Below are 14,245 nucleotides of genomic sequence, written 5' to 3'. Positions count from 1 at the left end.
ACATTAGTCCTCAGCGGACAAGGGTTTCAAGTCGGCCCAGTTTGGGCCGGTTTTTACGTCAACGGTAAGCGGCACTTTCAGCTCGACAACGCTACCCATTATGTCTTTAACGAGCGTGGCAACTCCCTCAACAGCCTCGGGTTCAACCTCGAAAAGTAACTCATCGTGAATCTGCAGGAGCATCGACGCTCCTTTTGGCAGCTTCGCGGCGACCTCGACCATCGCTAGTTTCATGATGTCGGCCTCGGTGCCCTGGATCGGCATGTTCATCGCCATCCGTTCGGCAGCACTCCGCAACATCATGTTCGGCGCGTGAATATCTGGTAAGTAGCGGCGGCGGCCGTAGATTGTTGAGACATAGCCTTGGTCACGAGCCTGCTGCTTCATCTTCTCGATGAATTTAGCAACGCCCGGGAAGGCCTTGAAGTAACTGTCAATAAACTGCCGCGCTTCATTCGAGCTGATTCCAAGGTCATTGGCTAGAGCGTTAGCGCCAAGGCCAAAGATTATGCCGAAGTTGATCGCTTTGGCCGCCCGCCGGTCGACGCCGAGCGATTCAGCGACAGCGGCGTGAAAATCATCGCCTTTATGAAAAGCTTCAATGAGATCTGGGTCTTCACACAAGTGCGCTAATATACGAAGCTCAATCTGCGAGTAATCGATGCCGAGTAAGACCTTGCCCCTCTCGGCCACAAATGCCCGCCTGACCTGGGTACCAGGCTCGCTACGAATGGGGATATTCTGCAAATTTGGGTTATTTGAACTGAGCCGTCCGGTCGCGGCACCAATTTGTCCGAACGAAGTATGCAGCCTGCCTGCGTCGTCGGTCATCTTCGGTAGCGTTTCCACATAGGTGTTCAAAAGTTTGGCAAGCTCTCTGTACTCCAATATTTGTTGGATTATTGGGTGGGCGCCGCGCAATTTCAGTAAAGAGTCGGCGTCCGTTGAGTAACCGCTCTTAATCTTCTTGATGCCTGTCGCTGGGAGCTTTAGGTCGGTAAACAATATCTCCTGCAGCTGTGAGGGCGAGGCGACGTTGAAATCACGACCGGCTAATTTGCGAATACCTATCTCGATTTTCGCCAAGTCTTTAACCAATTTGCCGCGTAATTTTTCCAGGTATTGCCTGTCTATCTTGATACCGACTAGCTCCATCTCGGTCAGTACCGGCACGAGCGGCATCTCAATCTCATAGAAAACCCGCTTTAGACTGACTTCTTCCAGGCTCGGGAAGAGCTTCTCCCAGAGTCGCCAGGTGACAATAACGTCTTCACAGGCATACGCCGCCAGGTCTTCAAGCGAAGCGTCGGTCATGAGGCCGTTCTTTTTACCGTCGAGAATTTGGCTGGTTGGGATCTTACGGAGGCCCAGTTCGGAGAACGCTAAGGCGTCTAGGCCGTGGCTGTAAAGTTGCGTATTCACCAGCTGCGAAGCGAGCATGGTGTCGAACCAGACGTTCTTGGCCGTGAAGCCAGCGCGGCGCAACGCCGCTAGGTCATACTTCAGGTTATGGCCGATCTTTTTTATCTCAGGGCTGCCGAGCACCGCCTGGAGCGAGCTGCGAACATCCTCAATCGGTAAGCCCCCAGGATATGCTGGTGCGAGCGGTAGATAGGCTGCTTGGCTATCTCCCCAAGCAAAAGCGACACCAATCAGCTCGTCGTCAAAAGTGACCGTCTCGGTATCGATCACGAGGCGGGGCTGTTTCGTAAGAACCGCTTGCAACTCGCGCCAACGCGCCATAGACGTAACCGCTTCGTACGGTAGGCTGGGCTCAATTCGCGTGGCTTTAGGTTGTTTTGTGCCAAAGAGTTCGCCCTGGGTCGTCGCTAAGCTTCCTTGAGGTAACTTGGACAAGAGTGACTTGAAATCGAGCTCGTGGAACAAGGTCACGACTTTGGTGAAATCAAAATTGGCCACATCAGCGGCTTTAAGGTCGAGGGCGATATCAAGATCGCATTTAATCTCTCCGAGTTTTCGGCTCATCATTACCGTCTCTTTATTGTCGGTTAAAATCTGCCGGGTACGCTCTTTAAGCTCCTCGAAATGCTCATAAACATTGTCGAGGGTCCGGTACTTTTGGAGTAGCTCAACGGCGGTTTTGGGGCCGATGCCGGGCGCGCCGGGGATGTTGTCCGAAGAGTCTCCGGCTAAAGCTTTATAGTCAACGATCTGCTCGGGGAAAATTCCCATCTTTTCAAAGACGGTTTGACGGTTGTAGGTCAGCGTGTCAGTCACGCCGCGCCGAAGACTGTAGACAGAAGTTGAGCCGTTCACGAGCTGGAGCGCGTCGTTATCCCCAGTCACGATGATCGACTGGAGCCCTTGGTCGGCAGCGATTTTCGTCAAGCTACCGATCAGGTCGTCCGCCTCAACGCCCTTCTGGGCAAATAATGGGATGTTTAAAACTTCGACGATCTCTCTCACTCGGGGAATTTGCAGCGTTAGAGCTTCGTCAGTCTCCTTGCGGTGCGCCTTGTAGCCGCCATATATCTCGTTGCGGAAGGTTTCTTTGCCAACATCAAAACAGGCAACGACGTAATCCGGTTTTTCGTCCTTAATGGCTTTAAGTAAGGCCGTGGCGAAGCCAAAAACGGCGTTGACTTGTTCACCTTTCGGCGTCGTTAGCGGTGGCAGAGCGTGATAAGACCGGTGGATTAAGGCATTGGCGTCTAGGAGGAGAATTTTTTCCGAATGAGCCATTCGTGCCGATTGTAACAAATTACCCTATCTGGTATTTAACCAGAAGCTCTTCCAATACCTGCCGGTCGGACCACGGGATAAACTTGTAGCCAGTGCTCGATTTCGGGTCGCCGACAACCATGACTTTTTCCGCCCCTTTGCCGAGGACCAATATTACGTCCTGCGGCCGAGCCAGCTCACAAGCTTTAGCAATGGCCTCGCGTCGGTCGGGAAGACGCCACCACCAGATATCTTCACCAGAGTCTTTATACTTAATAGGTATCTCGCTCTCTCGGTTAATCCGTGGCCGGCCGCCACGTCGCGGGCGCCCTCGCGGCACACCTTCAGCAACTTCATCGATAATCGCGTGCGGGTCCTCATCGTACGGATCGTCGGTCGTCAAAACGACGTAGTCGGCAAATTTGCCGGCCAAAGCCCCGAGTATCGGCCGCTTGGCCTTATCGCGCCTACCAGTGGCGCCAAAAACCACAATAAGTTTGCCGCGCACTGTCGGCTTGACCGTCTCGTAGACTTTGAGCATCGCGTCCGGGGTGTGAGCGTAGTCAACAATTGCCGTAAACGCTTGGCCGGCTTCAATAACTTCCATTCGGCCAGGCACCGGCTGAACCTGTCGCAGGCCGTCGACAACCCGCTCGAGCGGCACTTCTAGGCCTAATCCAACCGCGGCGGCGGCGAGGGCGTTATAGACGTTGAAGGTTCCGGGCAGCGGGAGGTTGATAGTTGCCTGACGCGAGCCAGCCAGCAAAACAAAGTCGGTGCCGCCAGGCCGGGCGTAAATTTTCTTCGCCATTAGGTCGGCTCGGTTTTTGACGCTATAAGTTAGGGTTTTATTGGCGGTGTGGCGGATGAAATGTTCCGCCGCCGGGTCGTCAACATTGATCACCGATAGGGTTGGGCGACGCGAGAAAAGTTGTTCCTTAGCGCGGCGGTAACGCTCCATTGAGCCGTGATAATCCAGGTGGTCGTGGGTCAAGTTAGTGAAAACTGCCGTCTGAAAATTGATTCCCCACAAACGGTGTTGCACGAGACCAATTGAGGTAACTTCCAGCACAACGTCTTTAATGCCGGCCTTAACCATATCGCGCAGTAATTTTTGAATTAGAAACGGGCTGGCTGTTGTCATTTTAAGGTTATTTTCCGTCAGCTCACGGCCAATCTTAAAGCTAACTGTTGTTGCCATGCCCACTTTGCGACCGTCCGCTTCCAGGACTGAAGTGATTAAATGGCAAGTTGTGGTCTTGCCGTTAGTGCCGGTAACGCCAATGACCCGTAAGCTCTTGCTCGGATTGCCGTAGTAGTAGCACGCCAAAACGCCACGACTGAGGTGGTAAAAATTGATGAGCCAGTCTGGCGCCAGGCGCCTGAGGGCCCGCTTGTTGAACATTGGTTAAATAGCCCTCCGGCGTCGCTTCTCGGCGAACGCGTGAAGTTTACTGCGAACAGCGACCGCTGTGAGCAGAGACTGGACAGGTTCTTTCATTAGATTGCTCTCCTACGTCTAGTTTCAGCGAACCTGTACAGTCTATACCATAACCTGTTATGAACCAAGTCCCAGGATCCAAGCATCCGGACAGACTGACCGCCAAATTGAGTCTTGAAACGGGTCAGCCCGGCGTGAATATGCTTTTCCTCACCAGGCGGGGCGATCGCCAGCAGGTCGTAGATGGCGCAACCCTTCTTCTTCGCGCGCTTTATCGCCTCCCAGTGCATGAGGTACGGGGCCATCAACGCCCGGTCGCCGCCGCTTCCTCCGTAAAGGTAACTAGCAACGCCGCCGTAATAGGCAATTATCGCCGCCGACAGGACCTCGCCCTCATGGCTGACAGTTACTACTTCCCCCAACTCGCACTCATTTAAAGTCGCTACGAGGGCTCGAAAATACTCGTCGCCCCTGCCAGAAAAACCCGTTCGCTTCGCCGTCCCTTGGTAGAGGCGCACGAACGACTCCAACTTTTCTGGTTCAGTACCCCACTCCACTTTCAATTTGTGCCGTTCGGCAACTTTGATGTTATAGCGCCCTTTAGGCCTCATATCCTTCAAAAGCTCGGCCTCTGACTTGTCGAGAACGACCCACTGCCGGTAATCCGGCTGAACATCCTCAAACGCCTTCACAAGACCCGTCTCCAAGAGCTGCTTGGCTCGTTCCGACGTCCATAATTCCAAGAACTCAAAGCGACTGAAAATTCTCCCCGTTGGCCTTTTGCCAGTCTTTATCTCATCGATTAAACCTGCAGTCTGCTCGTTTAGCGGCAGCTCCGGGAAATAAAGCAGGCTCTTGCCGAAGCCGATAGTTCTTTCCAAGCCAATTAGCCCACTAGTACTTTCGGCCTTCCAGCCGAACTTCTCTTTGAACTCGCCCCACGGTTTTGTTTGAAAAAGGGATTTAATCACCCCCCTATTCTACCTGGAAACGCCGCGCGACTTAAACCTGGCTTGCGTCAGCACTTCAGGTTAAAATGGCCCTATGCGAATCTTGGCGATCGAAACTAGCTGCGACGAGACCGCCGCAGCGCTAATTGAGGCGCAAAACTTTCAGCCGGTTATCCACACCAACGTCATTGCCTCGCAGATTGACGTTCACGCTGAGACCGGTGGAGTAGTCCCTAACACGGCGGCTCGACTTCACACCGAAAACCTACCGCGCGTTTTGCACGAAGCGACCAAAGCCAAGCGCTTGGACTACGACGCTGTCGCCGTTACCGTTGGGCCTGGTCTAGTTGGCTGCTTACTGGTTGGCATGAGCGCGGCGAAAACCATCGCTATGGCGAAGAAATTACCGTTTTTTGCGATTAACCACCTAGAAGGTCACATCTACTCAGCTTGGCTCGAGCAGAAGGCCCCGCCGGAATTGCCGGCACTCATCATTATCGTTTCCGGAGGACATACTGACCTGGTTTTGATGGAGCGTCACCTTTACTACCAACATCTTGGCCGAACGCGTGACGACGCAGCGGGTGAGGCTTTTGACAAAGTTGCCCGCTTACTTGGTTTACCGTACCCGGGCGGTCCGGCGTTAAGTGAGCTGGCGATTCACGGCGATGAGTTGGCTTTTCCGTTTCCCATTTCACTGAATGAACAGGACTCGCTCGAGTTCTCTTTCTCTGGCCTTAAGGGCGCCGTGGCGCATCAGGTCGCCAAACTCCCCGACCCTTTGCCGCGCCATACCGCAGCTGACATTGCCGCAAGTTTTCAAAAAACTGTCTCGGAAACGATTAAGCGCAAGATGCTACGGGCCTTGCAGGAAAATCCGGGCGTCAAAACCGTCTGCCTTGTCGGTGGTGTCGCCGCCAATAAACACTTGCGCCATTCGCTTGAGCATGCCTTGAACCAAGAACAGCCACAAATAAGATTCGTTGTGCCCGATTTTAAATACTGTACCGACAACGCCGCCATGATCGGCGCGGCGGCGGTTTATCACCATCTCTTTGGCCGAGCGGATGACTGGGCTAGTGTTGAGGCTGATCCTAACCTAGAATTAGGTATTGGATGAAAGAGATACCGACAAGATACGACCACACCAACGAACTCGAACGCTACGAGCAGTGGGAGCGTGCCGGCGATTTTGAGCCTAAAGGCAGCGGCGAACCATTCTCGATCGTTATCCCGCCACCGAACGTCACGGGCGACTTACACCTCGGTCACGGCCTAAGCTACACCACTCAAGACGTCATGGGACGTCATCAGCGCCGCTTGGGCAAAAAGGTCCTAGTTCTGCCAGGCGCCGACCACGCCGCCATCGCCGTTCAAGCCTTGGTGGAGAAAAAGATTCAGAAAGAGAAAGGCCAAAGCCGTACTCAGCTTGGGCGAGAAGCGTTCTTGAAAGAAGTTCTCGATTGGATCGACCACTATATGCCACGCCTCCAGCAATCGATGCGCCGCCTTGGCTTGGGCGCCGATTGGAGCCGGTGGCGATTCACGATGGACGAACACTCCCAACAAGCGGTCAGGACGGCTTTTGTTGAGCTCCATAAACAGGGGCTAATCTACCGCAGTAAGTATTTGGTTAACTGGGACCCCAAATTGCAAACGGCCGTTTCCGACGACGAAGTAAATTATCAAGAAGTGCCGGGCAAGCTCTACTGGATTAAATACGGCCCGATAACGCTTGCTACCACCCGCCCCGAAACCAAGTTCGGCGATACCGCGATCGCCGTTCATCCCGACGATCACCGCTACAAAGATTTTGTCGGCAAAGAAGTTGAAGTGACGCTCGTGACTGGCGAGAAGAAAACGGTGCCAGTTATCGCCGACGACGTAGTGGACCCCGAGTTTGGTACCGGGGCAGTTAAGGTCACGCCGGCTCACGACCGAACCGATTTCGAGATCGGTCAACGTCACAAACTGCCTTCAATCGAAGTCATCGACCAGTACGGTAAGCTGACCGCGGTAGCCGGTAAGTTTGCCGGCATGAAAGCTGGTGAGGCGCGGGAATTGATCGCCAAGGAGATGATAGAGATGGGACTTATGGAGAAGGTCACCGATTACACTTTGCGTCAGCCGATTAGCGAGCGCAGCGGCGCCGTCATTGAGCCCCGCCTCTCGACCCAGTGGTTCATGAAAACAACCGAGCTAAAAAATGAGGCCGTCAAAGCAGTTAAGTCAGGCGCTATCAAATTTCACCCCAAAAGCATTGAGAAAACGTACTCTCACTGGTTCGAAAATCTGCACGACTGGTGCATTAGTCGCCAACTCTGGTGGGGGCATGCGATCCCTGCTTGGTACTGTGTTGGTACTGACAAGGGGCAGTGTAAGCCCGGGTGTAAGGAGCCTATCGTCGCCTTAGAAAAACCGAAGACCTGCCCTCATTGTGGCAGCAATGAGCTGACTCAGGACGAAGACGTGCTCGATACCTGGTTCTCGAGCGGCATCTGGCCGTTCTCAACACTCGGCTGGCCTGACAAGAGCTCAGAGGACCTAAAAACCTTTTTCCCAACCGACTTCCTGATGACTGGGGCTGATATTCTTTTCTTCTGGGTCGCCCGGATGATCATGATGAGCCAGGCTCTAATGAAAGACGTCCCTTTCAAAGCCGTCTACTTTCATGGCCTAATCCTTGACGAGAGCGGTCAGAAGATGAGTAAGAGTAAGGGTAACGTCCTCGATCTAATGGCCTTAATCGACAAATATGGCACCGATGCTGTTCGGATGGGTCTTCTTGGAAGCTCGGCGGCCGGACAGAACCAGCGCTTTAGCGAACAAAAAATCCTAAAGTATCGCAATTTTGTCACCAAAATATGGAACGCCAGCCGTTTCGTAGCCGAGGTCAGCGACGGCGCCAAAATAGTTAAGCAAGGCGAACTCGATGAAACCGAGAAGAAATTCCTGGCAAATCTCGAGACGCTAGAAAGAAACAATCTTAAGTACTTCGAGAAGTTCCAATTCAACCTCGCGCTCGATGAGCTCTACGAGTTCTTCTGGAATGATTTTGCTTCAACGCTACTCGAATACGAGAAATCTAATATCCGCGACAACGCCTCCGAGGAGCGGACCCAGAAAGCTCAATACGTTCTGCGGGAAGCGCTTGAGCGCCAGCTCATTATGATTGGGGATTTTGCGCCTTACGTTACCGACGAGATAAAGCGCACGATGCTTCCATGACGGCCCGGTTCTGGTTCTACCTGGCAGCGGTCATTATTATCGCCGGGTTAGGTTCTTGGGGGCTGTTCAATAGCCGACGGCTTAGTAATGAGATCGGCCGTCTTGAGGCCGAGGCAATCGCGACCGATCAGGCGACACTCACCGACTACCTTGAGCGGCAAGACGACGCTTTCAAGCTGGTTGGCCTCGCCAAGCTATACGGCAAAACCCACCCCGAGCTAGTCAAGGCAGTAGTGCTACGAGCTTTTGAGCTGAATAAGGACAGCCGCGACATTGCAGTTTTAGCGAGCCCTTATTCGCTGGAAGCCGAAGAGCGTCTCAAGGTTCTGGACCCGCTTTACAAGCAGGGGCCTGGCAGCTAATCCTTCCCTGGCGCGTCGAAGTTGCTTCGCCCGGCAACTGCAGTAAGATAGAAGGGACGATGTGGGAGGGGCTGTCTTCTAGATTAAAACGACTTTTGCTTTTGATGGCCGCTTTTGGCCTAATTGGTCTAGGTGCTCTCGTGCCACAATCCGTTACTGCAGCCGACCCGCCGAAGAACGAAACCTGCAACACAACCACCACCGGTAAGGCCCACGAAGCTGGGTTAAAAATTACCGAGTTTACCGCTCAGGACACTGTCGACCAAACTTTTGACGAGACAGGAGTCAGTATTTCGCTCGCTTTCGTCACGCCAAAATCCGTCAAGAAGATCGATAGAGTTGAGATGTACGCCAAGGATGAGAAGGGAGATAAAACAGCCATCACCCCAACGGCCGTGACTCGTGGCAAAGAAGGCGACAAAGAAGTTAGTTGGACAACCGGCGCCTCGCTTCGGATGAAGGGAGGAGTTTATACTTTCCACACGACGATAACGGCCAAGATAGAAGCCATAACCCACCAAGCGTGCGCCCAGACAAAACTAACCCAGGTAGAACTACATTGCGGTAAGGCTGACTCCGACCTGCCTTTCGACAAGCCGAAAAGCGTTCTCCGTACGGACGGCGACAAAGACGCGCCCAATAAGAAGGTTAAATTCATCCGTTACGCCACCACCGGCCGTCGCTGCTTCTTCACGTCAGCCCAACTCGATTTTCGAGAGGGAACAAAAATCGTTATCCTTAAGGACGAGGCCAGCGAGACTCACCTAAGAAGTAACACCGACTACGTCCTCTATTATACCGGCACCTCAGTCGCTACTAGCGGCCAGCCGTGGCATGGCTTTATTGCGGTCGACAAACAGACCGGCATCTTTGCCGACGTCGTCTTCCGAAGAACCGCCCAGGCAAGTGGAGACAGCGAAGAATCGATCTATTCCTGGAACGCCTCGGTAGGCAGAGACGCCACAAGCGGTTTTGGCGAGTGGAAAGTAAAATTGCTGCTAAACCTGCGTGAATTACGCGGCCAAAAAGTCCAAGGCTTCGTAACCGGTAAGAAGCGAGAGATTAATATCAAGGCCGATTTCGATATCGACTACGCCGGCTCGGAAGCAGCGACGAAAAACGAAAAATTCAGTGGCAAGCAAACGACCCTACCCGAGTTTAACGAGTCAGTAGCCGAGATGCAGCTCTGGTGCGCTTACGAAGGTCAGGGCAAAGATCACCTCTTCGTTGCCGCGCACAAGTTCGACTTGGCTACTAACCCGAGTGACGGCAAGTGGGAGTGGCCTAAAGTTAGCGTTTACTCCGGATCGTGCATCATCACCTCGTTCCTAACGCTCACAAACGACGGTGCCATCTTGGGAGACACGCCGAACTACACCGCCCATCCCAAATACGGCATCACTTCCGATAGAACTTTTGAGGACGCTCTGGGAAACGCCGAGAGCGACACCACCGACGCGCTTTACTTAGGCATAATTAACCGCGGTCGGGAGGACTTGTGGGCCGCTGACCTCGAATTCAAGATAGATGCGGATACGAGTAAGGCAGTGCCAGACCTAAACCCCATCTTCACTCACCGCGCCACAACAACCGACGTCTATGCCGGCAACCCCTGCGGCATTCTCTCGATCGTGAATGAGTTAGGCCTTGGCGTTAGCGATATGTTAAAGAAACTACTCACTTGCTTGCTCGAGGGGGTTTTCAAAGGAGTGGCCGGTTTTGTTGAACAGTTCTTCCAGGCCGTTGGCGGTTACTCTGAGCTGAGCGTTCCGGCAACGGTTGCCGTCCGGTCTATCGGACCGCCAGGCGGATCCTCGCTAACAGAGAGTGTCCGCTCCTTTATTGCGCCCACCGCCTGGGCGCAACCCACACCGCCAGTGAAAACCGTCAAATCACCACCAGCCGATGAGATTAAGAAGGGTGGCTACGAGGGAGCGTTGAGAGACAACAACAACGTCGTCGTTGTTGTCTGGAAGTACGCCCGCTCGCTACTTAATATCGTCGTCGTCTTGGCCTTACTGGCTATCGCGTTCGCCAACATTCTTCACCTCAACATCAATACTTACGCTGCTAAAAAGATGTTGCCGGGCTTGGTTCTAGGAGTAATTGGCGCCAATGCCAGTTTGCTGATTATCCGTTTCTTAGCGGACGTAACCCAAGCAGTGTCGCACTTAGCTCTCGAATTCGCCGGCGTTACCACGGTTGCTTCCTTAACCGCCGCCTTCCCTCAAGCTATTGGCAAGCAGTTCATCGACGTCGGCATCACGGCGCTCGTTGCTGGTGGGGCAGCGATCGCTCTTGGCGCGGGTTGGGCGGTGCTATTTGTTGCTATAGGAATATTTATATACTTCATCTTTATTATCGTCGCCTTCTGCTTCGCGATGCTTAAACGAGCGGTCATTCTTTATTTCCTAACGATGATCTCGCCGCTAGCCTTCTTAGCCTACGGCGTCCCCCAGTTCCAAAAATACTTCTTCCAGTGGTGGGATATGTTTTTGCGGCACCTATTTGTCTGGCCGATTCTGCTCTTTGGGATGGCGATAACGGTAACCATATCTAACCTATTGGGCGCCGGAGCGCTGCTTGGCTCTGCCTGGACCGTTGAAGGCATCTTGTCAATGGCCTTGGTTCTAGGGGCGGCGCACTTGACACTGCACCTGCCTAAGATGATTACCAAAGGGACAATTGACGCCGCAAACATTTTAAAGAAAACGCTCGCCCAAGCACCGAGAATCGCCCAAGGCGTTCAAGATACGCACCAGTTCTTCAAGGGTGGTGGCTATGAGAGATTTAAAGGTATCCCGGCCGCTATGAAGAAAGGTCAGCTCGAGGCGCAACGACTAAAATTGCATGATGTACTGAAAGAAAAGGCAAAAAAGAAGATCCCGCTTACGCCTGAGGAAATACGGAGATACCGCGAGCTGACGGGAGCTGCGAAGCAAGCATCGAAGTACTATGACGACAACTTCTTGAAGCCTGCGACCGAGAGGAGCAGAGACTACAAACAGCCGGGGTGGATGAAAAATGTTCGAGGATACACCACGCTGGCCGGCAACCCGGAACATCTCCAAAACTTGATTAAATCGCGCATGGATCGTAACGCTAAAAATGATTACATCGCCGCAATGACAAAAACCCACCGGCTCCCCAGTTATATCCGCGGCTTCGAAGATGAGGCTATTGTAGCTAAGGGCCTAGCTCTCGACGAACTAAAGGAAGCTCGAAACATGGAGGAACTGCGCGATTGGTTTTACGGCGGCCTAGGAGACGGCCACCGTAAAGCGGTCTACAACGAGGGTGACGCCTCGCAAAACCTTATGACCTACATGAAAGCGGCCGCCGCGAAGGCAGCGGAAGAAAAAATAACCAACGAGAAAGATCCCACCAAACAGGCAGCACTCACCGCCGACAAAGACCGGCTTGTCGCGCGGGAATTTGAACGTCTGCGACAGAAGTTTGGTTCCATAGGCGCGCAATCGGACATGGTTAAGTTCATCGAGAAAACCTTAGGGACAGAAAACCGCTGGCACATCCATGACCTCATGAAGGTCTCCGGTTACGAGAAAAAAATGACTGAGGTAGCTAAAGGCGTTCGCTGGCTGGAAGAAGAGGGACGGGATCCGCTCGATCTATCTATGGCGAAAAGGAAGAAAGTAGACCCGGACGGAGATCGTGGTGTGCCAACGCCTGATCCTCCCGCCGCCAGGGGGGCTACGCCGCCGCCTTTTGCCGGCGCCGACCCGAGACGAGCACGGCAGGTAGCTGAGGATGGCCTCCAGGGTTGGGTGAAACAGGTCTTCGGCCAAGCCTCCCAGGTGGCGCCGCATCTCAACCAGCAGCTAGAGTCAGAGATTATGGAATCACTCCACGGTTTAGGTGCCCTTGACCCAGCCACCTTCGAAGGCAGTGGCGAAGCGGAAAGATTGCGCACCGCCCTGATCGGCGCCGCCGGTGGTAACCCCATGAGTAACGACCAGCTGACCAAGGAGATATTCAACTCCAACGCCCAGGGCTTAGTAAAATTGGCTGAGCAGGTTCTCCAAGCTGGCGAGGTCAATCGTCGTGGCGGCACCAGAGAAGCGGCCGAATCAGTCGCGAGAGATCGCTATAACCAAAGTGCTTCTTTCCACAACCAGGCCGCCAACAGCACGGCTAATATTGATTACAACCAGCTCTCTAAGGCCCTAAGCGAAGCTGTTGCTTCTGGTAACGCCGACCTCGGCCGAGTTATCGCCGATCATTTGGGACCTGAGCTAGAAAAGATGACTAAGGCCCTGGGCAAGAATTTTAGTCCCGAGACCTTAGGCAAAGTGGCACAAGAGATTAACCGAATGGGCGTAGATAAGATTCGGGAGATATTCGCCGGCCGCGACCAGCGCTCTGTCTCTAACGTCATCGCCCGTTCAATCGCCAAGGCCAACGACGCACATGTTCCCGAGCCAGAGGAGCTAATCGTCAAAGTCGAAACCAACCCTGCCCAGGGTCAGCAAACAACTACGGCAACTTCCCAAACCGAACCGGAAGCAGAAAGTCCGCCAGGTCCAACTGACGCCTCAAGTAGCTAATGGGTTTTGAAGCCTGGACCGAAGCCGAGGCTACTAGGGAGAGGCTGCCGACAGAAAGAGCCGTCGACGACTTGCTGAATCACTTTGAGCGTCAAAAACTGCCGATCGGCCGCAACGAATTCAACGCTCTTATTAGCGACGTCCGGACCGAAGATCTATCGGCTTACAAACTCGAGAGCGGTCGTGTGCCGATAGCCCACTTGCGCGGGCGAGAACTCATTTGCGACGAACGCTTCAACCTCTTGAACCCAGAGCAACAGATGCATATTATCGCCCACGACTATAGTCACGGTCTGACTAAATTTTTCCTCAACAGCTCGAGCCGCGAGAAATTCCTCCAGGTTTCCCAGCTCACCAGCATGCTGCCCAAAGAGCAGGTCTCTTACTATGTTAACTACCTAGAGCAGAACCAGCCGGAGTCAAAATCCAAGGCCACTTTTATTCATAACGAAGCGCTCGCGGAGGTGATGGCGCAGTATATGGAAAGCGACCGGTCATTTGGCGGTTTTATTCGGGCAAAGCTTTTGGAGTTCCCGCAGGGCGACCGCGAAGCAAGCGAATCGGAGCGCGCCGAGTTCCAAAAAGTCGCCAATATCATTGGCAGCCTGGAAGAGTACCTCGATATCGCCGATAACGAGCAAGAACGTGAAGCATTTCTGACTCGTCATGGCTTGGGCGAGCATTACGAGCTATGGCGCGAGATGGACGAGCTGTTTAGGGAAGCTAACTTCTCCGAGATGGAATCGACAATTCAGGAAACTCCCGACTGGGACGATTACGATTTCTGGGAAGAAGAGATGCTGGCCCAACATTTCCACACCGAGGCCTCTCTCAAACCTGGGCAGTCGCCCCGGACCGCCTTCCCCACCAAGGACGCCGAGCCAGACAAGCCTACTGGCCTCGGCGACCTGATCACTTTTTGGAGGATCTTTTTCTAGCTACCTCGACTCCTTCATTTAGGCTAATATTGGCAGAGGGAGGGAAACACTGGACGCTAAGGTTCCACAGAGAATAGAT

Annotated in this window: 8 protein-coding genes; 5 read left to right on the top strand and 3 right to left on the bottom strand. The window is 53.5% G+C overall.

The annotated features are described in order from the left end of the window. Positions 1-3: 3 nt before the first annotated feature. The 3 genes from polA to HY845_00030 form a co-directional block, all read right to left on the bottom strand. On the bottom strand, positions 4-2,703 hold the full coding sequence (gene polA / locus HY845_00040) for a DNA polymerase I (GenBank protein QQG51736.1): 2,700 nt from the start codon (positions 2,701-2,703) through the stop codon (positions 4-6). Positions 2,704-2,722: 19 nt separating this feature from the next. Continuing rightward, positions 2,723-4,087, bottom strand: coding sequence for a UDP-N-acetylmuramoyl-L-alanyl-D-glutamate--2,6-diaminopimelate ligase (locus HY845_00035; protein QQG51735.1), 1,365 nt, complete (start codon positions 4,085-4,087; stop codon positions 2,723-2,725). Between the two features lie 95 nt (positions 4,088-4,182). After that, on the bottom strand, positions 4,183-5,094 hold the full coding sequence (locus tag HY845_00030; protein QQG51734.1) for a peptidoglycan bridge formation glycyltransferase FemA/FemB family protein: 912 nt from the start codon (positions 5,092-5,094) through the stop codon (positions 4,183-4,185). A 73-nt stretch (positions 5,095-5,167) separates the two neighbouring features. On the opposite strand from HY845_00030, the gene tsaD reads away from it, so the two are divergent. Genes tsaD through HY845_00005 form a run of 5 tightly spaced genes read left to right on the top strand, consistent with a single transcriptional unit; the run spans position 5,168 to position 14,166 of the window. Then, positions 5,168-6,193: a tRNA (adenosine(37)-N6)-threonylcarbamoyltransferase complex transferase subunit TsaD gene (gene tsaD / locus HY845_00025; protein QQG51733.1), complete on the top strand. Its 1,026-nt coding sequence runs from the start codon at positions 5,168-5,170 to the stop codon at positions 6,191-6,193. Further along, positions 6,190-8,301 carry a valine--tRNA ligase gene (locus tag HY845_00020; GenBank protein QQG51732.1) on the top strand — a complete coding sequence of 704 codons (2,112 nt, stop codon included), beginning with the start codon at positions 6,190-6,192 and terminating at the stop codon, positions 8,299-8,301. The genes tsaD and HY845_00020 overlap by 4 nt, the downstream gene beginning before the upstream one ends. Continuing rightward, on the top strand, positions 8,298-8,663 hold the full coding sequence (locus HY845_00015; GenBank protein QQG51731.1) for a hypothetical protein: 366 nt from the start codon (positions 8,298-8,300) through the stop codon (positions 8,661-8,663). The genes HY845_00020 and HY845_00015 overlap by 4 nt, the downstream gene beginning before the upstream one ends. A 59-nt stretch (positions 8,664-8,722) precedes the next feature. Further along, entirely contained in the window at positions 8,723-13,228 is a 4,506-nt protein-coding gene (locus tag HY845_00010) for a hypothetical protein (GenBank protein QQG51730.1), read from the top strand. Then, on the top strand, positions 13,228-14,166 hold the full coding sequence (locus tag HY845_00005; protein QQG51729.1) for a hypothetical protein: 939 nt from the start codon (positions 13,228-13,230) through the stop codon (positions 14,164-14,166). The genes HY845_00010 and HY845_00005 overlap by 1 nt, the downstream gene beginning before the upstream one ends. Positions 14,167-14,245: the final 79 nt, after the last annotated feature.

The sequence above is a fragment of the Candidatus Berkelbacteria bacterium genome (genome assembly GCA_016432625.1).
Lineage (GTDB): Bacteria > Patescibacteriota > UBA1384 > 2-12-FULL-50-11 > 2-12-FULL-50-11.
Note: the sequence above shows the minus strand (reverse complement) of the source record. Positions and strands in the feature narration are given on the sequence as shown.